At 70.7% G+C, this 24,845-nt stretch carries 19 protein-coding genes and 5 pseudogenes; 12 read left to right on the plus strand and 12 right to left on the minus strand.

Annotation, left to right across the window (positions count from 1 at the left end):
* Nucleotides 1-30: 30 nt before the first annotated feature.
* Nucleotides 31-1,995 (minus strand): M13 family metallopeptidase, encoded by a 1,965-nt coding sequence (locus tag ACIRF8_RS12280; protein ID WP_404213724.1) that lies wholly within the window; start codon nucleotides 1,993-1,995, stop codon nucleotides 31-33.
* A gap of 108 nt (nucleotides 1,996-2,103) precedes the next feature.
* Nucleotides 2,104-4,326 (minus strand): NADP-dependent isocitrate dehydrogenase, encoded by a 2,223-nt coding sequence (locus ACIRF8_RS12285; RefSeq protein ID WP_404213726.1) that lies wholly within the window; start codon nucleotides 4,324-4,326, stop codon nucleotides 2,104-2,106.
* A gap of 675 nt (nucleotides 4,327-5,001) precedes the next feature.
* Here ACIRF8_RS12285 and ACIRF8_RS12290 point away from each other — a divergent pair.
* From ACIRF8_RS12290 to ACIRF8_RS12310, 5 genes and pseudogenes are all read left to right on the plus strand, one after another.
* Nucleotides 5,002-5,907, plus strand: coding sequence for a polyprenyl synthetase family protein (locus tag ACIRF8_RS12290; RefSeq protein ID WP_404213727.1), 906 nt, complete (start codon nucleotides 5,002-5,004; stop codon nucleotides 5,905-5,907).
* A gap of 38 nt (nucleotides 5,908-5,945) precedes the next feature.
* Nucleotides 5,946-7,055: a terpene synthase family protein gene (locus tag ACIRF8_RS12295; RefSeq protein ID WP_404213729.1), complete on the plus strand. Its 1,110-nt coding sequence runs from the start codon at nucleotides 5,946-5,948 to the stop codon at nucleotides 7,053-7,055.
* Nucleotides 7,056-7,261: 206 nt separating this feature from the next.
* Complete coding sequence (locus ACIRF8_RS12300; protein ID WP_404213731.1) at nucleotides 7,262-7,546, plus strand: hypothetical protein; 285 nt, start codon at nucleotides 7,262-7,264, stop codon at nucleotides 7,544-7,546.
* A 42-nt stretch (nucleotides 7,547-7,588) separates the two neighbouring features.
* Entirely contained in the window at nucleotides 7,589-7,813 is a 225-nt protein-coding gene (locus tag ACIRF8_RS12305) for a hypothetical protein (RefSeq protein WP_404213733.1), read from the plus strand.
* Between the two features lie 932 nt (nucleotides 7,814-8,745).
* Nucleotides 8,746-9,150: pseudogene (locus ACIRF8_RS12310) on the plus strand (Tn3 family transposase); the annotation flags it as partial.
* A gap of 133 nt (nucleotides 9,151-9,283) precedes the next feature.
* Here the strand turns inward: ACIRF8_RS12310 and ACIRF8_RS12315 are convergent.
* From ACIRF8_RS12315 to ACIRF8_RS12330, 4 genes and pseudogenes are all read right to left on the minus strand, one after another.
* Complete coding sequence (locus ACIRF8_RS12315; RefSeq protein WP_404213735.1) at nucleotides 9,284-10,492, minus strand: DUF4241 domain-containing protein; 1,209 nt, start codon at nucleotides 10,490-10,492, stop codon at nucleotides 9,284-9,286.
* 258 nt (nucleotides 10,493-10,750) lie between these two features.
* Nucleotides 10,751-11,448 (minus strand): annotated as a pseudogene (locus ACIRF8_RS12320) (sensor histidine kinase); the annotation flags it as partial.
* A gap of 4 nt (nucleotides 11,449-11,452) precedes the next feature.
* A pseudogene (locus tag ACIRF8_RS12325) lies at nucleotides 11,453-12,044 on the minus strand (glycosyl hydrolase family 65 protein); the annotation flags it as partial.
* Nucleotides 12,039-12,224, minus strand: a pseudogene (locus tag ACIRF8_RS12330) (hydrolase); the annotation flags it as partial. The pseudogenes ACIRF8_RS12325 and ACIRF8_RS12330, both read right to left, overlap by 6 nt.
* A 108-nt stretch (nucleotides 12,225-12,332) precedes the next feature.
* Between ACIRF8_RS12330 and ppk2 the strand changes: the two are divergent.
* A complete protein-coding gene (gene ppk2 / locus ACIRF8_RS12335; protein ID WP_404213737.1) occupies nucleotides 12,333-13,115 on the plus strand; it encodes a polyphosphate kinase 2 in 783 nt (260 codons plus the stop codon).
* Nucleotides 13,116-13,138: 23 nt separating this feature from the next.
* Here the strand turns inward: ppk2 and ACIRF8_RS12340 are convergent, their stop codons facing one another.
* On the minus strand, nucleotides 13,139-14,002 hold the full coding sequence (locus ACIRF8_RS12340) for a universal stress protein (RefSeq protein WP_404213739.1): 864 nt from the start codon (nucleotides 14,000-14,002) through the stop codon (nucleotides 13,139-13,141).
* Nucleotides 14,003-14,433: 431 nt separating this feature from the next.
* Here ACIRF8_RS12340 and ACIRF8_RS12345 point away from each other — a divergent pair, with 431 nt between their 5' ends.
* Nucleotides 14,434-15,318: a hypothetical protein gene (locus ACIRF8_RS12345; RefSeq protein ID WP_404213741.1), complete on the plus strand. Its 885-nt coding sequence runs from the start codon at nucleotides 14,434-14,436 to the stop codon at nucleotides 15,316-15,318.
* Nucleotides 15,319-15,323: 5 nt separating this feature from the next.
* On the plus strand, nucleotides 15,324-15,599 hold the full coding sequence (locus ACIRF8_RS12350; RefSeq protein WP_404214265.1) for a HypC/HybG/HupF family hydrogenase formation chaperone: 276 nt from the start codon (nucleotides 15,324-15,326) through the stop codon (nucleotides 15,597-15,599).
* 224 nt (nucleotides 15,600-15,823) lie between these two features.
* Here the strand turns inward: ACIRF8_RS12350 and ACIRF8_RS12355 are convergent.
* The 3 genes and pseudogenes from ACIRF8_RS12355 to ACIRF8_RS12365 form a co-directional block, all read right to left on the minus strand.
* Nucleotides 15,824-15,925 (minus strand): annotated as a pseudogene (locus ACIRF8_RS12355) (GNAT family N-acetyltransferase); the annotation flags it as partial.
* Nucleotides 15,926-16,050: 125 nt separating this feature from the next.
* Complete coding sequence (locus ACIRF8_RS12360) at nucleotides 16,051-16,749, minus strand: response regulator (RefSeq protein ID WP_404213743.1); 699 nt, start codon at nucleotides 16,747-16,749, stop codon at nucleotides 16,051-16,053.
* A gap of 161 nt (nucleotides 16,750-16,910) precedes the next feature.
* Nucleotides 16,911-17,375, minus strand: a complete 465-nt coding sequence (locus ACIRF8_RS12365) for a cyclic nucleotide-binding domain-containing protein (RefSeq protein WP_404213745.1) — start codon at nucleotides 17,373-17,375, stop codon at nucleotides 16,911-16,913.
* A 798-nt stretch (nucleotides 17,376-18,173) separates the two neighbouring features.
* Between ACIRF8_RS12365 and ACIRF8_RS12370 the strand changes: the two genes are divergently transcribed.
* From ACIRF8_RS12370 to ACIRF8_RS12385, 4 genes are all read left to right on the plus strand, one after another.
* Nucleotides 18,174-18,338, plus strand: coding sequence for a hypothetical protein (locus ACIRF8_RS12370; RefSeq protein ID WP_404213747.1), 165 nt, complete (start codon nucleotides 18,174-18,176; stop codon nucleotides 18,336-18,338).
* A gap of 36 nt (nucleotides 18,339-18,374) precedes the next feature.
* Entirely contained in the window at nucleotides 18,375-19,388 is a 1,014-nt protein-coding gene (gene gap / locus ACIRF8_RS12375) for a type I glyceraldehyde-3-phosphate dehydrogenase (RefSeq protein WP_404213749.1), read from the plus strand.
* A gap of 44 nt (nucleotides 19,389-19,432) precedes the next feature.
* Nucleotides 19,433-19,963, plus strand: a complete 531-nt coding sequence (locus ACIRF8_RS12380) for a flavodoxin domain-containing protein (protein ID WP_404213751.1) — start codon at nucleotides 19,433-19,435, stop codon at nucleotides 19,961-19,963.
* A gap of 671 nt (nucleotides 19,964-20,634) precedes the next feature.
* Complete coding sequence (locus ACIRF8_RS12385) at nucleotides 20,635-22,023, plus strand: MFS transporter (protein WP_404213753.1); 1,389 nt, start codon at nucleotides 20,635-20,637, stop codon at nucleotides 22,021-22,023.
* Between the two features lie 54 nt (nucleotides 22,024-22,077).
* Here the strand turns inward: ACIRF8_RS12385 and ACIRF8_RS12390 are convergent, their stop codons facing one another.
* Both ACIRF8_RS12390 and ACIRF8_RS12395 read right to left on the minus strand, forming a co-directional pair.
* Nucleotides 22,078-23,994, minus strand: a complete 1,917-nt coding sequence (locus tag ACIRF8_RS12390) for a helix-turn-helix domain-containing protein (protein ID WP_404213755.1) — start codon at nucleotides 23,992-23,994, stop codon at nucleotides 22,078-22,080.
* A gap of 21 nt (nucleotides 23,995-24,015) precedes the next feature.
* The gene (locus ACIRF8_RS12395) at nucleotides 24,016-24,804 is read right to left on the minus strand and encodes a 3-hydroxybutyrate dehydrogenase (protein WP_404213757.1); all 789 of its coding nucleotides are present in this window, start codon (nucleotides 24,802-24,804) and stop codon (nucleotides 24,016-24,018) included.
* Nucleotides 24,805-24,845: the final 41 nt, after the last annotated feature.

A 24,845-nucleotide genomic window follows, 5' to 3' on the forward strand; every position in this document is an offset into this window, starting at 1 on the left:
GCACTCGCCCCCGGCCCCGCCGCGCTCGGCTCACCAGATCCGGACGCGATCCGCCGGGTCGAGCCACAGCCCGTCCCCCGCCTTCGTGCCGAACGCCGCGTGGAACTCGTCGAGGTTCCGCACGATGTTCGCGCGGAACTCCGGCGGCGAGTGCGGGTCGATCGTCAGGTACTGCTGCTCCTGCTCCTTGCGCCGCTTCGTGCGCCAGCAGTACGCCCAGTTCAGGAAGAGGCGCTGCGAGCCGCTGATGCCGTCCTCGGTGACGGGCACGTCCGCGCCGTCGAGCGAGATCAGGTACGCGGTGTGGCCGATGGTCAGGCCGCCGAGGTCGCCGATGTTCTCGCCGACCGTCAGCGAGCCGTTGACGAACTCGCCGGGCAGGTTGCGCGGTGAGAACCCGTCGTACTGCTTGATGAGCGCCTTGGACTTGGCCTCGAAGGCGGCCTTGTCGTCGGCGGTCCACCAGTCGTTGAGGTTGCCCCGGCCGTCGTACTGGGCGCCCTGGTCGTCGAAGCCGTGCCCGATCTCGTGGCCGATGACGGCACCGATGCCGCCGTAGTTCTCGGCGGCGTCCGCGTCCGGCGAGAAGAACGGCTTCTGGAGGATGCCCGCCGGGAAGCAGATCTCGTTCGTGCCCGGGTTGTAGTACGCGTTCACCGTCTGCGGCAGCATGAACCACTCGTCGCGGTCGACCGGCGCGCCGATCTTGGCCATCTGCCGGTCGTGCTCGAAGGCGTCGGCGGCGTGCGCGTTGGCCAGCAGGTCGTCGGCGACCACGGTCAGCGCCGAGTAGTCGCGGAAGGTGTCCGGGTAGCCGATCTTGGGACGGAACGTGGCGAGCTTCTCGTACGCCCGCTGCTTCGTCTCCTCCGTCATCCAGTCCAGGGCCGCGATGGACTGCCGGTAGGCCTCCAGGAGGTTCGCGACCAGCTCGTCCATGAGCGCCTTGGACCTGGGCGGGAAGTGCCGGGACACGTACTCCTTGCCGACGGCCTCGCCCATGGCGCCCTCGACGAACGCGACGGCGCGCTTCCAGCGGGCCCGCAGCTCGGGGGTGCCGTTGAGGGTGCGGCCGTAGAACTCGAAGTTGTTGCGCACGAACGCCGACGACAGGTACGGGGCGCTGCTGCGGACGACGCGCACCAGCAGCCAGTCGCGCCACTGCTCGACGGGCGTCTCGGTCAGGACCGTGGACAGGTGCGCGAGATAGGACGGCTGCCGTACGCAGGACCGGGCGAGCGTGTCGTCGCTGCCGCCGAGCCCGGTGACGTAGCCACGCCAGTCGAACGCCGGGGCCAGTGCGGTGAGTTCGTCGAAGGTCGTCAGGTTGTACGTCTTCTGTACGTCCCGCGTCTCGGCCCGCTCCCAGTGCCCCTCGGCGAGCCGGGTCTCCAGGGCGAGGACGGTGCGCGCGGCGGCGGCCGGGTCGGCGTGCTCGGCGAGCGTAAGCAGCTCGGTGAGGTACGCCTGGTACTTCTCACGGGTCTCGGCGAACTTCTCGTCGCGGTAGTACGACTCGTCGGGCAGGCCGAGGCCGCCCTGGAGGATGTTGTAGAGGTAGCGGTCGGAGTTGCGGTCGTCGGTGTCGATGTACGAGCCGAAGAGGCCGGAGCCGCCGATGCGCTCGAAGCGGCCGAGGAAGGCGGCGAGCCCGCGCACGTCGTCGATGCGGGCGACTTCGTCGAGCAGCGGTCGCAGCGGGTCCAGGCCGCGTGCCTCGACGGCGTCCTCGTCCATGAACGACGCGTACAGGTCGGCGATCTTGCGGGCCTCGTCCGGGTCGAGGCCGGTCGGGCCGCCCGCCGCGATCTCCTGAATGATCTCCTTGACCTGCTGCTCGGCGACGTCCACGAGCTGCACGAAGGGGCCCCAACTGGAGCGGTCCTCGGGGATCGGCTCGGTCTCGAGCCACCGGCCGTTCACGTGACCGAAGAGGTCGTCCTGCGGTCGGATCGTCGGGTCCATGCCCGGCGTTGCGTCATCCAGAGTGCTCATCGCCGCAGCCTACCCAGGTCAGAGGGCGAAAAGCGTCCCGGATAGGACACCGCCCCGGCCGGCGGGGAGCCGGGCGGGGCGGGGGCGACGATCGGGAGGATCGGCGACTTATCGGGTGAGCGTGGCCAGGGCCTCGTTCAGCGTCTGCGACGGGCGCATGACGGCGGCGGCCTTCGCCGGGTCGGGGCGGAAGTAGCCACCGATGTCGGCGGGGTTGCCCTGGACGGCGAGCAGCTCGTCGACGATCTTCTGCTCGTTCGCGGCGAGCGTCTCGGCGAACGCGGCGAAGGCCTTGGCGAGGTCGGCGTCGTCGGTCTGCCCGGCCAGCTCCTGGGCCCAGTAGAGGGCCAGGTAGAAGTGGCTGCCGCGGTTGTCGATGCCGCCGACGCGACGGGTCGGCGACTTGTCCTCGTTGAGGAAGGTGCCGGTGGCGCGGTCGAGGGTCTCGCCGAGGACCTTCGCGTGTGCGTTGCCGGTGGTGGTGGCGAGGTGCTCGAAGGAGACGGCCAGGGCGAGGAACTCACCGAGGGAGTCCCAGCGCAGGTAGTTCTCCTTGACGAGCTGCTGGACGTGCTTGGGGGCGGAGCCGCCGGCGCCCGTCTCGAAGAGGCCGCCGCCGTTCATCAGCGGGACGACGGAGAGCATCTTGGCGCTGGTGCCCAGCTCCAGGATGGGGAAGAGGTCGGTGAGGTAGTCACGCAGCACGTTGCCGGTGACCGAGATGGTGTTCAGGCCCTGGCGGATGCGCTCGACCGACAGCTTGGTGGCGTCCTCCGGGGAGAGGATGCGGATGTCCAGGCCCTCGGCGTCGAACTCCGGCAGGTACTGCTCGACCTTCTTGATCAACTGGGCGTCGTGGGCGCGGCCCTCGTCCAGCCAGAACACGGCCGGGTCACCGGTGGCGCGGGCCCGCGTCACGGCGAGCTTGACCCAGTCCTTGATCGGGGCGTCCTTGGTCTGGCAGGCGCGGAAGATGTCGCCCTCGGAGACCGCCTGCTCCAGGACGACGTCGCCGGCCTTGTTCACCAGGCGGACCGTGCCCGTGGTGGGGATCTCGAAGGTCTTGTCGTGCGAGCCGTACTCCTCGGCCTTCTGCGCCATGAGGCCGACGTTCGGCACGGAGCCCATGGTCGCCGGGTCGAAGGCGCCGTGGGCGCGGCAGTCGTCGATGACGACCTGGTAGACGCCCGCGTAGGAGGAGTCCGGGATGACGGCGAGGGTGTCGGCCTCGTTGCCGTCCTTGTCCCACATGTGGCCCGAGGTGCGGATCATCGCCGGCATGGAGGCGTCGATGATGACGTCGGAGGGGACGTGCAGGTTGGTGATGCCGCGGTCGGAGTCGACCATGGCGAGGTCGGGGCCCGCGGCCAGCTCGGCCTCGAAGGACGCCTTGATCTCGGCGCCGTTCGCCAGCGACTCCAGGCCCTTGTAGATGCCGCCGAGGCCGTCGTTCGGAGTGAGCCCGGCGGCGGCGAGGTCGGCGCCGAAGCGGGCGAAGGTCTCGGGGAAGAAGGCGCGTACGACGTGGCCGAAGATGATCGGGTCGGAGACCTTCATCATGGTGGCCTTCAGGTGCGCGGAGAACAGCACACCCTCTTCCTTGGCGCGGGCGACCTGCGCGGTCAGGAACTCGCGCAGCGCGCCGACGCGCAGCACGGAGGCGTCGACGACCTCGCCGGCGATGACCGGGACGGACTCGCGCAGCACGGTGGTGGTGCCGTTGTCGGCGACCAGCTCGATGCGCAGGGCGTCGTCGGCGGCGATGACGGCGGACTTCTCGGTGGACCGGAAGTCATTGGCGCCCATCGTCGCGACGTTCGTCTTCGACTCGGCGGTCCAGGCGCCCATGCGGTGCGGGTGGGCCTTGGCGTAGTTCTTGACCGAGGCGGGGGCGCGGCGGTCGGAGTTGCCCTCGCGCAGGACCGGGTTCACGGCGGAACCCTTGACCTTGTCGTAGCGGGCGCGGATCTCGCGCTCCTCGTCGGTCTTCGGCTCGTCGGGGTACGCGGGCAGCGCGTAGCCCTGCTCCTGGAGCTCGGCGACGGCCGCCTTGAGCTGGGGGATGGAGGCCGAGATGTTCGGCAGCTTGATGATGTTGGCCTGCGGCGTCTTCGCCAGCTCACCGAGTTCCGCGAGGGCGTCGGGGATGCGCTGGCCCTCCTCCAGGTACTCCGGGAACAGCGCGAGGATGCGGCCCGCCAGGGAGATGTCACGGGTCTCCACGCGCACACCGGCGGTCGACGCGTAGGCCTCGATGACCGGCAGGAAGGAGTACGTCGCGAGGGCCGGGGCCTCGTCAGTGTGCGTGTAAATAATGGTCGAGTCAGTCACCGGGGGCTCCGCTCCACGTCTTTCCGTCGTCGTCTTCAGTCTTGTTCAGTCTTGCGCATATTGCTCGACATCAAGATATCTCGTGCCCGCCCCGGCACCGAAGGGGCCCCGCCCCTGCAAGATCGCGCCGGTGGGGCCCTGACGGTGGGCCTGCGGGTAGAGAGGTCCGGTCCGGTGCGCCAGGCTCCGAGGGGCGGGTTCAGCGGGTGATCGGCGCGGCACCGGTCGCGGCGAGAAACAGGTCCCAGAGCCGGGCCGCCTCCTTTGGGTCGATGGCGTGGGCGCGGACGCCGCCGTCGTCTGCAAGGCGTCGGCAGGTGAACACTTCCGCATCGATGATCGTCGCCTCTGTACGACCTGCTCATGTGCGCCGGTGCTCGAAAGCTGCTCTTTTTGCGCCCGTACGTACATCTGCACCCCCGGCTTCGTCCGAGGGCCGCCGGTGCATCGAGTGCGCCCGCAAGCGGCGGCATCGGCGGGGAAGCAGCATGGTGCAGGACGGCAGAGTTCATCACAGCGGGGGTGAGGATGCACAACAGCGAATTGGCCGCGGCAGCAGAAGGGAGGGCTGTGCCGCCCGGAGACCCGGGTATCCCGGGGCCAGTCGGAGCGCGGGCCACGGTCAGGCGGGCACTGGGCCAACTGGTGGCCGCACTCCCGGACGGTGTCCGCCCGGTGGCCGAGTACCACCTGGCGGTGGGAAAACCGTGGGAGCAACAGGCTGCTGGTAGTGGCAAGGGCACCCGGGCGACGCTGGTCCTCACCTGTGCGCGCTCGGTCGGCGCGGAGGAGAACGCGGCCGTGCCCGGGGCTGTGGCGGTGGAGTTGGTGCACGGCTTCTCGCTGCTGCACGACGACATCATGGACCGCGACCGGCTGCGAAGGCACCAGCCGTCCGCCTGGGTGGAGTTCGGAGTTCCGGCGGCGCTGCTGACAGGTGACGCGCTGCTGGCGCAAGCACTGCGGGTGCTGGGAGAGTCCGGTTCGCACCGCGCCGTGTCCGTGCTCGTGGACGCGCTGGACGGCCTGATGCGCGGGCAGAGCATGGACATGGCCTTCGAGCAGCGAGCCGACGTGACGCTCGTGGAGTACCGGTCGATGGCCGAGGGGAAGACCGGAGCCCTGCTCGGCGCCGCCTGCGCCCTGGGAGCCGTCCTCGGCGGAGCGCAGGAGCCGGTGGTATCCGCTTTGCGGCGTTTCGGCCAGCATGCAGGAATCGCCTTCCAGTGCGCCGACGACATCCTCGGGCTGTGGGGAGATCCGCGGCTCACGGGCAAGCCGGTCGGCAGGGACCTGACCTGCGGAAAGAAGACCTACCCGCTGTTGGCCGCACTGGCTGCCGAAGGACCGGCCGGCGACCGCGTGCGGCACCTGTACGCCTGCTCCGGTGGCTGCTCCACCAAGCGAGTCGAGGAACTACTGGAGGCGATCAAGGACGCGGGCGGCCGGGCGGCGGCCGAGCGGGAAGCGGCGGCACAAGTCCACAACGCGTTGCGCCACCTTGACAGCGCCCGCTTGTCCGAACCCGCGCGCAGGGAACTGGAGTCCCTCACTTACGGCCTGGCTGACCGCTGCCGGTGAGGCGGCCCGGACGCCTTCGACACCAGATGAGGAGCATGATGACGGAGCAGCAGGAACGCGTCCAAGCGTGTTCCGACACCGCCGGCACCGCCGACACCGCCGCGCCCGGCGCCGATGCGCAGCAGCCAACCGCATCGGACGCTGCAACGTACCGGGCGGGAGCCGGCACCCCCCGGGCAGAGGTCGGCGGCCGGCAGCCGACACCCGGGCACCTCCTGGTCAATCCGTTCCCCGTCCTGGGTGTGCACCCCGAGGTGAGCCGTATCGCGGAGTCCATCGACGACTGGCTTGCCGACAAACGCATGTTCGACGACAGCGAGGGGGTCAGGCGGGCCAAGGCCGCAGAGTACGCCAGGCTCGCCGGATGCACCCTGCCACGCGGAAACGCGGTGGTGGTCGGCCTTTTCGGGCGGTTCAACGCCTTCTTCTTCGATGCGGACGAGCGTTTCGTCGAGGTGCCTGCGCGTGAAGGCACCGTCTCTGCCGCCGCGATCGAACTGCTCTCCTGGGGTCGCATCGTGGAACACGCCCGCTTCATCCCGGCCCCCGCGGCCGGTGGACCGCGCGGCGGCCTGTACGACCTGTCGATGCAAGTGCGACAACATGCTTCGCCTGCGCAAGTCGCCCAGCTCAACCGGGGATTCCTCCAGTACATCGCGGGCGCAGCATGCGAGGCGGCCCTGCTGGCACAAGAGCGGATGCCACCGCTGGACGCCTATCTGGCCCTCCGCTACGACACGATCGCCAAGCACTGGGTGCTGCCATGGGTGGAGATCGCCGGCGGATACGAACTGTCCGCCGCACTCCGGCACGACCCCGAGCTGGATCGTATGACCAGCGCCCTGACGCATGCGGTCGCCTGGGCCAACGACATCGTCTCGTGCGAGCGCGAAGTAGGGCAGTGGGCCAAGAGCCCCAACCTGCCCAGTGTGCTGGCCCACCAACGCCACTGCGAGCTGCAGGAGGGCATGGCCGAGGCCGTCGTCATGTACGACCGGCAGATCGACCACGCGCTGTCCCTGCTGACCGATCTACGCAAAAGGGCCGACGCCATGCTGACCCGCTATCTCGACGACCTCGAAATCCTCGCCGGCGGCTGGCTCAACTGGCTGCAGAGCGCCACCCGCTACCAAGACACGACCCGGTAATCACCACGGGACGTGCCCGCGCCGATGTTGTCGACTTCCACGAACGGCAGCGGCACCCCGGAGCCGGCGCGGTCACGACGATGTCGGCCAGGGCACTGCTCCTGCGTGGCGTGACACAGGTACCGGTCGTCGGCAACGGCGCCTCAGTGAGATAGGAGCCCAGCGTGCCCAGCCCGGGAGGCCCGTTAACTTCCGTCTGTGCTGCCGTGAGTGCCTCCACCGCTGAGCGCCTGCCCGTCCCCATTCCCACCGACCGGCTCCACGGGCTGATCGACCCGGCCGACACCCCGATGGCGAAGTGCGTCGTCGCGCTCATCGCCATTCACGGCCTCGGCCGGCGCGAGACCCGCTGCCTCCGCCTCACCGACCTCGACCTCGACCTCGACCTCGGGCGCCTGACGGTCCGACGGGACCTGAAACACACCGTCTACCTCGACGAACTCACCCACGCCCTCGCCGCCGACTGGCTCCGGGACCGCCACCGGCGCTGACCCCTGACCACCAACCCCTACCTGCTGGTCAGCCAGCAGACCGTGGCCGACGACCGGCTGCCGCCCGTCTCCACCATGGTCACGAACGACATCTTCCGGCCGCTCGGCCTGACCCTGTCCAAGCTTCGCCAGGACCGCATTCTCGACGAAGCCCGCCAGACCGCCGTCCCCGTTCACCTCATGCGCGTCTTCGGCATCGCCGCCGAGACCGCGATGAAGTACATCTACGGCGCCCACCCCGAACGCCGGTCCACCCTCTGGCGCTAGGGACACCCACAGGCATCGGTCACGCGCGAGCCTCGTCCACCACCGACAACTCGGCCAGAGCCGGACGGACCCGTCCCGCGTTGATGGTCGTGATCAAGCACTCCGCGACACCACCACGGCAAATGGGGCGTCTGTAGTAGTCCGCTCGATACCGGTGCGGTCGACGCTGCACGCCACGATGGCACCCTGAAGCAGGCTCGGTCATCTCGGTCGGTAGGAAAGGACGGGATCAGCCCACCCGCCGAGCCGTCGGCTGATCCCGAAGCGCTCAGGAAGCCACCGACGCCTTTGGACGTGTCGCTCGCTCACCGCTGACCATCGGGGACCTGAGAGGTCTTCCACCCCCCACCAGGTCTTCACTGCTTTGCTGCCATTCAACTTCAACAGCGGCCAACGCGGCAGATGCAGTCCGACAAAGAACATCGATACGTCATCGCCGCACTTTGTCGTGTAGAAGTACTTCTCGGTATCTGTGTAGCTGGCGCCCAGCCCACACTCCAGGCCCATAGTTCCACCGAGCCACGTCAGAGCTAGCTTGCCGCCAACTGGGATCGATGGGACCAGCACAGGGTTGAACCACTGTTCCCCGTTCAAGCCGCGTGTAAGCGAGGTTCGTTCAGCCTGGGCAACAACGATGTTGGTAGCGGGACCGGCCCCGACATTGACCAGCCACCACTTCGGCTCCCCAGTACCGCCTTGGCCGCTCTCCCACATGAACTGAAGGACAGGCATGTGAGACCGGCGGCTGGATGCGTATGTAACGCCCAACGATCCAAGCGAGACAAGAACAGCCAAGATCGAAACTAAGAGTGCCAGCACTGTTGCTCCCCCTACGACAAACGTTTCCACCGGACATACCCAGGGAGGTGGCCAAACCCTCTGTGTCATCCCAAGCCCATGCAGACACGCGCCCTTGACAGGACTCTCCTCTCTTGCCGCGGCTGCGGACCCACCCCCTACGCACCGCTAGGCTCTCAACCACGCGCGGGTTCCGCCCCGTTCACGTCCAGGAATCCGCGAACCCGCGCGCTTCCGGCCCCGGCGTGATGATCTATTGGCACGTCGAGCGGAAGTCGGTCTGCATCTACAGCCAACTCAAGAGCTGTTCGGCCTCCGAGGTCGCCTCGATGATCGAGGGCGTGCTGCGGCACTGCACCGACATGGAAGTGGACCGGCAGTACACCGACACCTACGGCGCCTCCATCGTCGGGTTCGCCTTCGCCCACATGCTCGACTTCAGGCTGATGCCACGGCTGAAGAACATCGGCTCCGCGAAGCCGTACCGGCCGGCGGCCGGGCAGGACGAGACGTGGCCGCACCTGGCGCCGGTGCTGTCCACGTGCTGTCCACCAAGACGATCACGAACTCGGTGATCGAGTTGTCGAGCTTCTCAATCGCCTTCCGCACGCTGCAGGTTCGTCGTGGTCTCAGTCTCGGGCAGTGTGGCCTCGCGCCGATGGTCGGCGGTCCTTACTCTCCCCCGTCGGCGGAATGGAGCTGGAAGTCGACGACGACGCAACCGACCTGTCCGTCATCGGTGCGGCCGATCCAGACGGGGTAGGCCCCGTCGCCCTGGCCGGCACGGAAGGCGATGAGGTTCGGCTCGGGCTCTGTGCCGGGCAGTTCGACACTGAAACGGCTGTCGCTGTCGAGGGGTATGAAAAGGTCCTCGTCCAGCTGGTCTTCGATCACCGTCCGCGTCGCATCCATGAAAGCCGCTGTGCCGGTATCCACGCCGACGCCGTAGAACTGGCCCTCGCCGAGCAGCCCCAGGTCCTCGTCGGGCTGGAGGGCCATTTCCCACTCGCGGGTCGGGATGTTCAGGAACGTCACCCTGGCCGCGGCGACATCGGCCCCGCGCGTCGTGCGCAGAAGCGACAACGTGACCGGGAACTCGCCCAGGGGCACAGCGACGGTCCGCGGGTCTCGGACATAGCCGGGGTCCGAGACCGCAAGCTGCCCTGACGTGATCCGCAGCAGGCCGGCGTCGACGCGCTCGACCACGGCCGGCCCCTCCGGAGTGTCGCACGCGCCCGGACTGAACAGTTGCTCGATCCCGGTGGCGCGCAGCGGTCCCGATCCTTCGTCCACCGACATATCGCGCAGGATCACGGTCGTGGCGGGCTCGTGGTTCTGCTGGGCGAGGAACGGCGCGAACACCTGCCAGTCGCCGAATTCCGGTGCGGGGCACAGGAAGTTGTCGACGGGCGCCGCGAACCGCCGCACGGGGTCGCTCGACGAGCCGGATGTTCGAGCGTGCAGTGGCTCTGTCGACGCTCCCCGCTCCCCGGCGAACTCGGATGTCACCTCGACCTGCCCGTCGGCCGAGACGGTCGTGGTCTCCTGGACAGTCCACTTATTGGACGCGTACTCCTGCTCGTCGGAAAACTGCCACCGCGTGTTCCGGCGAACCAGCAACATCCCCGTGTGGTGCGGCGCGAGGTCGATCATCTGCGTGCGCCAGGACCTGTCGTCGAACAGATACACACGCCACTTCCCGCGCGGCCAGCGTTCGACCAGTGCCAGCGGTCGCTCCCGCGCGGACAGCAGAACCGCGTAATCCATCCCGGCAGCATGCTTGCGTGCCGCGAGGGCGCGTGACATCGGCTCCGGATGGGTCATTCCACGATAGGGACCCCACATCTCGCCGTACGACACATCAAGACTGTCGAAGATCACAGCCGCGCAACTCCCCTCCGAAACCTCGTTGTGCCGCAGTCTGCCACTGAGGTGTGACACAGAGGATTGTGGGAGGCTCGCGCCCTGGAGTCACCGACGAAATGGGCCGCCCCAGGTGACGAAACACAGTCGGTTCGGCGGGCCCCATCGGTGAGGCGTATCACCGCTGTACCTGCGATCCACCGCCGACTCCTCGACAGACCTGACGGAGTCCTATTGGGCCTGTCCGCCCCTCCGGTGCGGGCGAGGGTGACCGGTTCAGCCGGGGAGTGCGAGGCGGAAGGTGGTGTGTCCCGGGCGGCTGGTGACGGTGGCGGTTCCGCCGTGGGCGGCGATGACGGCGTGGACGATGGCGAGGCCGAGCCCGGTGCTTCCCGTGCCGCGGGAGCGGGCGTGGTCGGCGCGGACGAAACGGCCGAAGACTTCGGGTTGGAGTTCGTCGGGGACGCCGGGGCCGTTGTCACTCACGTCCACACAGACGGTGCTCTGTTCCGTGGTGAGGGAGATGGTCACGTCGGTGCCCGGCGGGGTGTGGGTCCGGGCGTTGGCGAGGAGGTTGCCGATCGCCTGTTGGAGGCGGTGGGCGTCGCCGGTGACGGTGACCGGTTCTTCGGGGAGGTCGAGGAGCCAGTGGTGGCCGGGCCCTGCGGCGCGGGCGTCGTCCGTCGCGTTCAGGATCAGCAGGGTCAGATCGACCGGTCGGTGTTCGAGGGGCCGTCGTCCAGGCGTGCGAGGAGGAGCAGGTCGTCGACGAGGCGGGTCATGCGCTGTGACTCGCTGCCGATGCGTTCCAGTGCGTGGCGGACTTCGGCGGGGACGGGGCCGTGGTGGCGCAGGGCGAGTTCGGCGTGGCCGCGGATGTTGGCGACGGGGGTGCGCAGTTCGTGGCTGGCGTCGGCGGCGAAGTGACGGAGTCTCTTCTCGCTCGCGTGGCGCCGGGTCAGGGCATCTTCGACGAGCGATCTGCACCGTACGGTCCGGCAGCCGGATGTCGATAGGCGAGCGGTCCGAGCGCGGCACGGCGACGTCGAGCTGTCCCGCGCGCATGTCGAGCCGCACGCCCCAGTGCCCTGGTAGCGCAGCGCGCACCCGTACTCGGAGACCTCCGGCAACGGCACCGGGTCCAGGCACAGCGCGTCGCCTCGGGCCTCCAGGCCGGTCAGCCCGCGCTGGACGAGATCGAGGGCGCCCGCCATGGCGCCCAGGTGGATGCCCTCGCCGGTGGTGCCGCCTTGCAGGTCCGCGATGTCACCGCGCAGCGCTTCCTGGACGTAGGTCCACGCGTCGGCGCGGCGCACGCGCGCGAGGACCCAGCCGTGGACCGGTCCGCTGAGGGTGGAGCCGTGGCTGGTGCGGCGGAGGTAGTGGTCGACCGGCCCCGCCAGGTCTGGCCGTCGCTGTCGAGTCTGTGCCCGAGCGGTCGGGAGAGGGCGGCGAGTTCGGCGGGCGGGAAGAGGTAGCCGAGCATCGGCACGTCGGCCTGTTCGGACGCCTGGTAGCGGTTGACGGTGTCGCCTTCCGCCTCCAGGGTCCGGTCGAAGCGGCGGGCGTCGAACGGGCTTCGGCGGCCGGGGTCCTCGGGCGGGTGCGTGTGCGGGAAGGCGTCGAAGGCCGCCTTCCATGTCGCCGCGTGCACCCGTGCCGAGTCGGTGATCACTCCGTCGCTGTCAAGGACGACAGCCCGGATGTCCCGCGGCAGGCCGATGTCGGGGTCGGAATCGGTGGTCGTCATCGGCGCCGCCCGCGCACGGGGTTGTGCGGATGCCTGGCCCTGCTCATGGGCTTCTCCGTAACGTCGCTGTACGTATCGGGGAGTGGGCTACGCGATGTGGGGTGGGCCGTGAAGAGGTCGCTGTACGAGCGGGAGTTGTACCGGTTGCAGACGGAGCTGGTGAAGCTCCAGGAGTGGGTGCGGGCCGAGGAGGTGCGTCTCGTCGTGATCTTCGAGGGCCGGGACGCGGCGGGCAAGGGCGGCACGATCAAGCGGGTCGCCGAGCACCTCAACCCCCGGGTCGCGCGGATCGTCGCTCTGTCCGCGCCCACGGAGCGGGAGCGGACGCAGTGGTACTTCCAGCGGTACGTGGAACAACTCCCGGCCGCCGGGGAGATCGTCCTGTTCGACCGGAGCTGGTACAACCGGGCGGGCGTGGAGCACGTGATGGGTTTCTGTACGCCCGTCGAGCACCGGCGCTTCCTCCACCAGTGCCCCCTCTTCGAGCGGCTCCTGGTCGAGGACGGTGTGCTGCTGCGCAAGTACTGGTTCTCGGTGAGCGACGCGGTGCAGGAGAAGCGGCTGCGGCGCCGCCTCGAAGACCCCACCCGGCGCTGGAAGTTGTCGCCGCTGGACGTCGAGTCGATCACGCGCTGGGAGGCGTACTCGCGGGCGAAGGACGAGATGCTCGTGCACACCGACATCCCGGAGGCGCCGTGGTATCTCGTCGAGAGCGACGACAAGCGGGGCGCCCGGCTCAACATGATCGCCCACCTGCTGTCCACGGTGGACTACGAGGACGTGCCGCCGCCCGCGCTGGACTTTCCGGCCCGGCCATCGGCCACGGGATACCGGCGGCCTCCCCGCGATCTCCAGAGCTACGTCCCGGATCACGCGGCGGGCCTCGGCTGACCAGGGCGGGGCGCCGGCCGCGCTCACGCGGTGTCGGGCACGATCGCCACCGGGCAGCGGGCCTGATGCAGCAGGGCGTGGCCGACCCGGCCGAGCTGGAGGCCGAAGTGACCGTGGCGGCGCCGGGCCCCGATGACCAGCAGGTCGGCGGCGGCCGAGCGGTGGGCGAGCACCTTGTGGGCGGGGCCCTCCACGGTGACCGGGTTGATCCGCACGTCCGGGTGGGCCACGACGGCGTCCTCCAGGACGGCGGCGAGGAAGTGCTGCGCCTGCTCCTCGTGCTGGTGCTCGGCGCCGCGCGCACCGGGGCTCTCGTGCGTGGGGCAGCGCCAGGTGCGTACGACGTCGAGGAGGCAGTGGCGGGCCCGCGCCTCGCGGAAGGCGAACCGCAGCGCCGCCGAGTCGGCCGCCGCGTCCCCGGCCGCGAAAAGGATCCGCTCGTGCGCGCCGGTGACGCCGGCCTCGTCACCCCGTACGACGATCACCGGGTCGTGGGAGCGCGCGGCGACGGACAGGCCGACCGAGCCCAGCAGCAGCCCTTTCAGTTCGCCGCGCCCGCGCGAGCCGGTCACGACGGCCCACGCGTCGCGGCCCTCGTCGAGGAGTGCGTTCACCGGTTCCTGCGGTGCCATCGTGGTGGAGAGCTTGACCTCCGGGTTGCGCCGGCGGGCGCGTTCGGCGGCCTCGCTCACTATGTTCTCGGCGAGCGCCTGCTCGGAGGAGGTGTCCAGGGGGGCCGCGTACGCGGTGCCTTCGTACCGCGACCACAAGAACGCGTACACGACCCGCAGCCCGAGCCCGTGCCGCGCGGCCTCGTCCACGGCCCAGTCGACCGCCTCCAGGCTCGGGTCCGATCCGTCCACGCCCACGACCAGGGGAAGTTCCACCGTCCCCACCGCCTTCCCTCATGTCTCGCGTCCGGAATCGGTTACCGCGCTGTCCGTGCTCGGCCGGCGGATCGGCGGATCGGCGGATCGGCGGACTGGTGAAGACGGCCCGGTCTGTCGCCGTCCGCCGCCGCGGGCCGCGGGCACGCGGGTGCCTCTTCCTCCCTTCTCCCACGGTCGGCCTCGCGTCCGCGAGTGCCCGTTCGGCCCCGGCAGGGGACCTTCGGCCCCATGTCCCGCCGTGGCACGCGGCCCAGGATGAGCGGACGCCGTGGACGGAGGGAGCGCATGGTGGCCGGCTCGGCACGGATCGCGGTCATCGGGGTGGGGAACGAGTTCCGGCACGATGACGGGGTGGGGTGGGCGGTGGTGGCCGAGCTCAGGGAGCGGGCACGGAAGCGCCCGTGGCCACCAGGCACCGTCATCGACGCGTGCGACGGCGATCCAAGCGCCGCGTCCCCGTCCAGCACCATCACGCGCATGTCGCCGCGGTGGCCGCCGAGCACGGGCTGCGCTCCGCGTTCATCGGCGTCGCCTACGACGGGCTCGGTCTCGGCGACGACGGCACCCTGTGGGGCGGCGAGATCCTCGTCGCCGGTCTGAGCGAATACCGCCGGGTGGCCCGCTTCGCCCGCGCTCCCCTGCCCGGCGGGGAGGCCGCGGTGCGCAACCCGGCCCGGATGGCGCTGAGTTACCTGTACGCGGGAGAACCGCTGGGCGCACCCAGGCCCTCGCCCCGGCTCGTACGCACTTTCGCCTCCCGCCTGGGAGCACGTGAGGTGGGCACCGTGCGCGCCCTGGCCGAGCGTGGCCTGGGCAGTCCGCCCGCCTCCAGTTGCGGCCGTCTCTTCGACGCCGTGGCCGCTCTGCTCGGCCTCGGTGACGTGGTCTCGTACGAGGGGCAGGCCGCCTTCGCCCTGGAGAGCGCGGCGGCGACCGTGCGCGCGCCCGCCCCGCCGTGGGAGCTGGTGCGCGCGGAGGGGCTGTGGGTGTACGACCCGACGCCGACGCTGACCGCACTGCTCGAACAGCGCGCGTCAGGCACACCCGTTCCCCGTCTGGCAGCCGCCTTCCACACGACGGTCGCCGAGGTGACCGCCGCGCTCGTCGCGCACGTGGTGGCCGACGGCGCGCCGCGCACCGTGTGTCTGGGCGGCGGCTGCTTCCAGAACCGCCGGTTGCTGGCCGAGGTACGGCGGCGCCTGCGCGCCCAGGGGCTGCGGGTGCTGACCGGACACGCGGTCCCCGTCAACGACGGCGGCATCAGCTACGGGCAGGCCGCCGTGGCGGCTGCCCGCCTCCACCAGGAAGGATGAGCGCGATGTGCCTCGGCATCCCCGGCCGGATCCTGGACATCCGCGACAGCGGCGGACTGCGCATGGGCAGCGTCGACTTCAGCGGCGTACGGCGCGAGGTCTGCCTCGCCTACACCCCGCGCGCGGGCGTCGGCGCGTACGTCATCGTGCACGTCGGCTTCGCCATCACCCAGGTCGACGAGGCGGAGGCCGAGCGCACCCTGGACGTCCTGCGGGCCATGGCCGACCAGGTGACGGACGAGCTGGGGGAACCGCTGCCGGGGCCGGCCGGCACCGCTTGAGGGCCGGTCGGCCCCCTCGTCTGCCCGGCCAGCCGCTGGGGGCGCCACCGACACCGCCGGACGCTGGGGAACGACCCCAGACGGAAGGACCGTGATCGCGCGATGGCCACGACTCACGAAGCACCGGTGCACGCGCTCCTCGCGGACGGCACCACCGTCCGCATACGCCGTGCGGGACCGGACGACCGCGACACCGTGCGCCGCTTCTACAAGCGGATGTCGCCGCAGAAAACCTCGGGGCCGTCGAAGTGGCGGGTGACGCGCAGCCCGAGGTCGGCGAAGACCTTGAGGACCTCGTGGTTCTCGGCGAGCGCGTCCGCGCTGAATGGAGGAGCGGGCACGGGCGCTGGACGGCGTCCTGACGGTCGGATCCGGGCCGCGCGGCGTCGGCACGCGAGTGGTATGGCGGGTCCCGACCGGCCGCGACGACCCGGACGCGGCCCCCTGACACTCAGGCCTGACGGCCGCTCACCTCACTCGAGGGCAGGTGCGCGACCATGATCGCGGCCTGGATCCTGCGCTGGACACCCAGCTTGGCCAGCAGCCGGGAGATGTGGTTCTTGACCGTCTTCTCGGAGAGGTAGAGCTTCTTGCCGATCTCACGATTGGTGAGCCCCTCGCCGATGAGGCCGAGGATCTCCCGTTCGCGCGGCGACAGAGCGGCCACCTCGGGCGGCACGGCGGGTGTCTCGGCGGGCTCCGCGCGCAAGGAGCGCATCAGCCGGCTCGTCGTGGCCGGATCGAGCATCGACGCGCCGCAGGCCACGGTACGGACGGCCGAGGTGAGGTCCGAGCCCTTGATCTGCTTGAGCACGTATCCCGACGCACCGGCCATGATCGCGTCGAGGAGCGCCTCCTCGTCGTCGAACGAGGTGAGCATCAGGCAGGCGAGGCCCGGCATGCGGCTGCGCAGTTCCCTGCACACGGTGATGCCGTCCCCGTCGGGCAGCCGTACGTCGAGCACGGCGACATCGGGGCGTAGTGCCGGGCCGCGGGTGAGCGCGCGGTCGGCCGTGTCCGCCGTGCCGACCACACTGATGTCGGGTTGCGCGTCGAGGAGGTCGCACAGACCGCGGCGGACGACCTCGTGATCGTCGAGCAGGAACACCCTGATCGGGTGGTCGGCGCTGAAGGAAGGTGTCTCGTTCATCGCTGTGCCTCGATTCCGGCCGAGGTCGGCCCTGCCCCGATCATCGGGCCGTGGCGCGCCGGACACCAGGGCCGACCGGCCCCGAGCGTCGGTTCCTTGCCGGTGTTCGGCCGTCCGGCGGTCGTGCGGCGCCGGCGTGCGGAGCCTCGCCGCTGCTCGTCCTACGGCGCGACGCCGGAGCCGTGGGGCCCGTAGAGATCAAGGAGTCTGGTGCGCGTGGCGCGCAGCCGACGGGCGACGATCGTGCCGATCCACTGGGACATCGCTTCGGCGAAGGCCGGATCGTCGTGGCACAGGGAGCGCACGGCGACGGCGTCGAACTCGTACGCCCTGACCGGCGTGACCGCCTGGGCGCCCAGATGCCAGACGTGCGGACCGAACAGCCAGGACCAGCCGACGAGTTCATTGTGGCCCAGCCTCTCGATCACGGCTGCCCGGCGGCCCGGCACCCGCATGTCGAGCTCGATCGTGCCGGTGCGGATCAGCCAGAAGTGGTCGGCGCGGGCTCCTTCCTCGAAGAGGCGGACGCCTTCGGGTACGGCCATCTCCCGCGCCAACTCCATGATTTTGGCGCGATGTTCGACGGGAAGGGCGCGGAGTGTGCCGAGATCGGACGCGGTGTTCATGAAGCACCTCCATGGGCGGGTGGCGCTTGTGCTCCTTCCAGGTTGTGGCGGCGCGGTGACAGGCGCCATGGGCCGCAGGGCCCGAACGGAGGGGCCCGGGACCACCGTCATGGCCGTGCATGAGCACCCCCAGCGGAGCAGAGGCCGCCACCTCCCGGTCTTCCACCGGCGGGCCACCTCCGCCCCCGACACAGCGGTGTCGGCACGCACCGCCACACCCAACGCACCGGGGTACGCGCTCACGGCCCTGCACGCTGGCCGCCGCTGCCGCGGGCACCGTGTGGGGCCTTGGCCGCCAATGGGCCGCACTGCCCTTCGTACGCGACCACACGTGGCTGCGCTGAGCGGTGGGCTCGGCACGGCAGTCGGCGCGTGCCGGGCCCACCACCCCGGGGCCCGCCCGGCCTGACGCCGCGCACACCGGGACCGCGCCGCGACGGCTGGGCCGACCGGGCCTGCCGACAGGGACCAGCAGCCCATGCTCGGCACGGCTGAACCGCCCCATGCTGGAAGCGCTACCTCTTCGAAGCGCTACCTCTTCGGAAGGGCTACCTCTTCGGAAGGGCGACGACCATGTCCCGCACCAGCACCGTGGGGTTCGACGGATCGGCCGAGAGCCGTGCGACGGCCGGATGGGCCGCACGAGAGGCGTCGTTGCGCGGTCTGCCTCTTCGACTCGTCCATGCGGGGCGGACCGCGCCGGGTCCCGCGCCATCGGCCGGGAGGGAAGCGCGCACGCTGGTGGCCGCGGGGCACGGCTGCGACATGCTGGTTTCGGGCATCCGTGGACCGGGACGCGTGACGGGCTACGCCGTCGGCTCCGTGAGCCTGTCCGTCATCGCGCACAACGCGCCCCACGACGAGGGCTCCCCCGTGAAAGCACACGCACCCGCACCCGCACCCGCGGTCCGCGCGGACGGAACCCACCTGCCCCTGGCCGCGGACCGGGCCGCGGCCTCCTGAACCGATCGATCGACGACGACCGAGGAGTACACCCTCATGACCGTCCGTGTCGGCATCAACGGTTTCGGCCGTATCGGCCGCACCTACCTGCGCGCGGCCATGGAACGTCTGGAGACGGGCTCGCTCGACGTCGAGGTGGTCGCCGTCAACGACATCGCCGCACCCGCCACACTGGCCCATCTGCTCAGGTACGACTCGACGTTCGGCCCCCTGGGCCGCGCCGTCCACCACGACGACGCGTCGATCACCGTGGACGGCCGGTCCATGACGGTCAGCGCCGAGCACGACCCCGCGGCGCTGCGCTGGTCCGACCTGGCCGTGGACGTGGTCATCGAGTCGACCGGCCGATTCCGCAGCCGTGACGCCGCCGCTCTGCATCTGAAAGCCGGTGCGGGCACCGTCCTCCTTTCGGCGCCCGGCAAGGACGTGGACGCCACCCTCGTCGTGGGCGTCAACGACGACACCTACGACCCCGGGCACGACCGCGTCATCTCGGCGGCGAGCTGCACCACCAACTGCGTCGCCCCCATGGTCAAGGTGCTCCACGAGAACTTCGGCATCGACCGCGGCGTGATGACCACCATCCACGGCTACACCAACGACCAGGCCCTGCTCGACGGCCCGCACAAGGATCTGCGCCGGGGCCGCTCCGCCGCGCTCAGCATCATCCCCACCAGCACGGGTGCCGCCCGCGCCGTCGGGCTGGTACTGCCGGAACTGGACGGCGCGCTCGACGGGATCGCCGTGCGCGTACCGGTAGCGGACGGCTCGCTGACCGACCTCGCGGTGCTCCTCGGCCGCGACGTCTCCGCCGAGGAGATCAACGCGGCGTTCATGACAGCGGCCGACGGCGCCCTCAAGGGCATCCTCACGGTGGCCGACGCGCCCATCGTCTCCCGCGACGTCATCGGCAACCCGGCCTCCTGCGTCTTCGATCCGGCCCTCACACAGGCCCACGGCACGCTGGCCAAGGTCTTCGGCTGGTACGACAACGAGTGGGGCTACACCCAACGCCTCCTCGACCTCACCGCACTCGTCGCCGACGGCTGACCGGCCACCCGCGCGAGCGCCCTTCGACAAGGGAGGCTGATCTTATGTCCGCGACACCCGCGACACCCGTACGAGTGCTGGTCGCCTACGGCACCGCCAACGGAGCGACGGCGCAGATAGCGGGCGCCATCGCCGATGTGCTCCGCAAAGCGGGGCTCCAGGCCGAGCCGCGGCTGGTCCGCTTCGTGGCCGACGTGTCGCCTTACGAGGCGGTGGTGCTCGGCAGCGGACTGTACGCCGGCCGCTGGCAGAAGGACGCCCGCAAATTCGTGCGCCGTCACCACCGCGCTCTGGCCGCGCGCCCTCTGTGGCTGTTCAGCAGCGGTCCGCTCGACGTCTCGGCGTCCCAGCGGGACATCCCTGCCACACCCTCGGTGCAGCGTCTGGCCGACGAGCTCGGCGCACGCGAGCACGTCACCTTCGGAGGGTGCCTGCACGAGGACGCGCATAGCCGGGGAGCCCGAATGATCCTTCGATCCGGCAAAGGCGGCGACTTCCGGGACTTCCCCGCGATCGAGAAGTGGGCGGCACACATCGCGGATGCCCTGCTGGCCGAACGGGGCGTCTCTCCCTGACTCGTACGGCCGGAGGTATCCGGAAAGGTGTATGAACGGGCCGGGGCGGCCCATGAATTTGCAGCCGTCCACAGGCGGCCACACCTCAGGCGCGATCCCGACTCGCCGACACGGCCCGGGCGGGGAGCCCGGGGTTCTCCATGCCGGACAAGGCGGTCAGCCCGTCGGCGGAGGTCTGCAACCTGCCGCGGCCTGGCCGTGCAGCGGTGCCACGCAGAGTCCTGTCAAGCCCCCCTCACACACGTATGCCGCAGCGTGTACCAAGCGGAAACCCTGGCGGAGCTCGACGCGCCGGTACGAACCCGTCAGGTGACCGCGCGACGCAGTTCCACTCCGCCTTCGGCAACAACCCACTGGACAAGAACGGCCGCGACCCTTCCGGCCGCACGGACCAGCTCAGCACGTCAAGCCTGCGGGCAAGCCGCTCGACTCGGCCGGGGCAACGCTCCGTAGTCAGCACCCTCACGCCCATTCATCGCAATTGGGGCAGGCCGCACAGCGGTCCGCAGGCCGCGCCGCGGGGCCGCACACGCTCGGGCTGCGGCCTGGACCACCTGACCGCCACACCCCGCCCCAAAAGTATGGTGTCCCACCACATACGCCGCTGACCTGCGTGTTCCTACCTTGTGCCAGCAACTAGACGTCCCCGTCCCCGCCTGGAAGTGGTGCACATGGCCTCCGCAGCAAGCGCTCCGCCGACCGCCGCCAGCCTCAAGCGCATCGTCGCGGCGAGTCTCATCGGCACCACCATCGAGTGGTACGACTTCTTCCTGTACGGTTCCGCCGCCGCGCTGGTGTTCAACAAGCTGTTCTTCCCCGGGTCCGATCCGCTCGTCGGCACCCTGCTGTCCTTCCTGACCTACGCCGTCGGTTTCGCCGCCCGGCCGCTCGGCGCGCTCGTCTTCGGGCACTACGGCGACCGCCTCGGACGCAAGAAGCTGCTGGTGCTGAGCCTGCTCATGATGGGTGGCGCCACGTTCGCGATCGGTCTGCTGCCCACCTACGCCACCGTCGGCGCCGCCGCGCCGGTGCTGCTGACCGTGCTGCGTCTCGTCCAGGGTTTCGCCCTCGGCGGCGAGTGGGGTGGGGCCGTGCTGTTGGTCTCCGAGCACGGGGACGCCGAGCGCCGGGGTTTTTGGGCTTCGTGGCCGCAGACCGGCGCGCCCGCGGGCCAGCTCCTCGCGACCGGTGTGCTGTCGGCCCTGACGGCGCTGCTCTCGGACGCGCAGTTCACCTCGTGGGGCTGGCGCGTGCCGTTCCTCCTCTCCGGTGTCCTGGTGATGGTCGGTCTGTGGATTCGTCTCTCTGTCGATGAATCGCCGGTCTTCAAGCAGGCGTTGGCCCGGGCCGAGGCGCGCAAGGCACAGGCGGGCGGGGCGGTCGAGAAGATGCCGCTGGTCGCGGTCCTGCGGCACCACTGGCGTGACGTCCTCGTCGCCATCGGCGCCCGTATGGCCGAGAACATCAGCTACTACGTCATCACCGCCTTCATCCTCGTGTACGCCACCACGTCGGCCGGTGTCTCCAAACAGACCGCGCTGAACGCCGTGCTCATCGCGTCCGCCGTGCACTTCGCGGTCATCCCGCTCTGGGGCGCCCTGTCCGACCGGGTCGGCAGGCGCCCGGTGTACCTGCTGGGCGCGGCGGGCGTCGGCCTGTGGATGTTCCCGTTCTTCTCCCTCGTCGACACCGGGAACTTCGGCGGCCTGATCCTCGCGGTCACCGTCGGACTGGTGCTGCACGGCGCCATGTACGCCCCGCAGGCCGCCTTCTTCTCCGAGATGTTCACGACGCGGATGCGGTACTCGGGCGCCTCGATCGGTGCGCAGTTCGCCTCGGTCGCGGCGGGCGCGCCGGCCCCGCTCATCGCGACGGCCCTGCTCGCGGACTACGACAGTTCCACGCCGATCGCGCTGTACGTGATCGCCGCCGCGCTGGTGACCCTGCTCGCCGTCGGCCTCGCGAAGGAGACCCGCCACCGCGACCTCGACGCCGTCGAGCCGCAGGACCGTACGGGCGAGGCGCCCGCCGGCCTCCGTGCCGACGCCCACAGCCTCTGACGCGCCCCGCCCGGATGCACTCCGGCCCCGTACATCCACCGTGCACGGGGCCGGTCAGCGCAGCGCCGGACCCGCCAACCGGTGCAGCCTGAGGGCCAGTTGGATCTCCAGGGTGCGCGCGGGTTCCTGCCAGTCGGGGCCGAGCAGCCGCCCTATCCGTTCCAGGCGCTGGGCGACAGTGTTCACGTGCACGTGCAGCGCGTCCTTCGTGCGGGCCGGGCTCATGCCGCACGCGAAGTAGGCGTCGAGGGTCCGTACGAGGTCGGTCCCTCTGCGCTCGTCGTACGTGACGACCTCGCCGATGGTCCGGGTGACGAACCCGCCGATGTCGCGGCTGTCGGCGAGCAAGAGCCCGAGGAACCCGAAGTCCTCGGCCGCGGCGCCCTCACCGGCTCTGCCGAGCAGGCGCAGGGCGTCCAGGCAGCGCTGGGCCTCGGCGTAGGCGACGGCGGCGGCGCCGGCCCGGGTGGCCAGGTCCGCGACGGGGGCGGAGGCGCCCACGGTGACCCTCTCGTGGGTCGCCGCGGAGAGCCGCTTGGCCACGTGCGCGGCGACCCCGGAGGCGGTGGCGTCGGCGCGCAGCGGCAGGAGCAGGACCGTACCGCCGTCGCGGGCCGCGGCCAGTCCGTGCCGGGTCGCCGCGAGGTGGTCGGCGGCCGACCACAGGCGGCGGCGCGCGGCGGCCACCTGTTCGGCGTCGGCCCCGGCCGTCTCCAGCCGGGCCGCGAGCACGACGTGGGTGGCGTCCAGGTCGGCGTGGAGGCGTGCGGCGCGTTCCCGCAGCAGCCGCGGGTCGCGGTCGCGGGCGTCGAGCAGGTCGTCCAACAGCTCGCCCCTGACCCGCTGTTCGGCCTCGGAGGCGGAGCGTCTGGCCAGCAGCAGCAGCGAGGTGACCATGGCGGCGCGTTCCAGGGTGCGCTGGTCGACGGGGTCGAGGCCCGGGTGGCCGCGCAGCACCAGGGCTCCCAGGAGTTCCCCGCCCGCGGCGACCGCGGCGACCCAGTCCTCCCCGCGGCGCACCGCGTGCCCCTCGGTGCGGGAGACCTCGACGGCCTCGGCCGGGGCGGTGTCCGTGTCGGCGAAGTGGACGGTGCTGTCGAGCACCTGGGAGACGGCGGCGGCGACATCGTGCACGCCGCCCCCGCGCAGGACCAGCTCGGCGAGCCGGTCGTGGACGTCGGAGGCCCGCTCGATGACACCGCTGCGGTCGCGGATGATCTCGTTGGCCCGCTCGAGCCCGGCCAGCGCCTCCCGGGTCTCCGTGAGCAGGTTCGCGGTGTCGATGGCCGCGGCGGCGAGCGCAGCGAACGAGCCGAGCAGCGCGATCTGTTCGCGCTCGAAGACGCGGTCGCGCCGGTCGGCGGCGAACAGCACCCCGATCACGTGCGGCCCCAGGCTGAGCGGCACCCCGAGGATGGCGACGAGGCCCTCGTCCTGGACTCCCGCGTCGATGGTGCGGGTGTGCTGGAAGCGCACGTCCTGCCCGTAGTTGGCGGTGACGTACGGCCGGGCGGTCTGGGCGACGAGGCCGCCGAGCCCCTCCCCCATGCCGAGGCGCAGTTGCTGGAAGCGGGCCGCGACGGAGCCCTCGGTGACCCGCATGTACGTGTCGCCGCGGACCGGGTCGTTCAGCGTCAGGTAGGCCACGTCGGTGCCGAGCAGTGATCGGGCGCGCTGGACGATGGCCTGGAGGACCGCGTCGAGGTCGCGCAGCCCCGCGAGGTCGTGGGCCGTCTCGAAGAGGGCCGACAGTTCGGCCTCGCGCCGCCGTCGGCCCTCCATCTCCTCGCGCACCGCGAGCGCGAGGCGTTTGGCGTCCTCCAGCGCCGCGACGCGCGCGGGCGTCGCTCCCTCGGCGCGCGCGAGCAGCACCGGCTGTTCGTAGGCGTCGGCGGAGGCGCCCCTGGCGAGCAGTTCCAGGAAGGGGGCCTGCGCTCCGTCGGTGGCCGGGTGCGGTGGGTGCTGCTCCATGCCCAACAGGATCACCCGCGGTCAGTGAGCGGTCCAGCCGCCGTCGAGCGACAGCGACGTACCGGTCATGAACGAGGCCTGCGGCGTGCACAGGTACGCCACCGCCTCGGCGACCTCGTCCGGTTCGATGAGCCGCTTGAGGGCGCTGTCCCGCAGCAGCACCTCGCGCACCACGTGCTCCTCGGGGACCCCGTGCGCGGCGGCCTGGTCGGCGATCTGCCGCTCGACGAGCGGTGTGCGCACATAGGCCGGGTTGACGCAGTTCGAGGTGACTCCGTGCGGGGCGCCTTCCAGCGCCGCGGTCTTCGACAGTCCTTCGAGGCCGTGCTTGGCCGCGACGTACGCGGACTTGAACGGGGAGGCGCGCAGGCCGTGCACCGACGACACGTTCACGATGCGGCCCCAGCCCTGTTCGTACATGTGCGGCAGCGCGCCGCGGATCAGCCGGAACGGTGCCTCCAGCATCACGGTGAGGACCGTGTGGAAGACGTCGGGCGGGAACTGTTCGATGGGGCGCACCAGTTGCAGCCCCGCGTTGTTGACGAGGACGTCGGCGCCCGCGGCGGCGGCCTCGGCGGCGTCGAGATCGGTGAGGTCGAGGACGTAGGGCTCGATGCCGTCGGTCCGCTCGGCCAGCGCGTCGAGGCCGTCCCGGTCCCGGTCCACCGCTCTGACCTTGGCGCCCGCGGCGGCGAGCCGCAGGGCGCAGGCCCGGCCGATGCCGCCGGCGGCGCCGGTGACGAGCGCGGTGCGTCCGCCGAGGTCGAGCGGTGCGGTGGGGAGTACGGCGTGAGGGGTGCGCGGGGTCATGCTCCGCACCCTAGGCACCCCGCCGACGCCGCCCGATGTGG

Origin of the sequence: Streptomyces sp. NPDC102406 (assembly GCF_044765725.1) — a bacterium.
Taxonomy (GTDB): domain Bacteria; phylum Actinomycetota; class Actinomycetes; order Streptomycetales; family Streptomycetaceae; genus Streptomyces.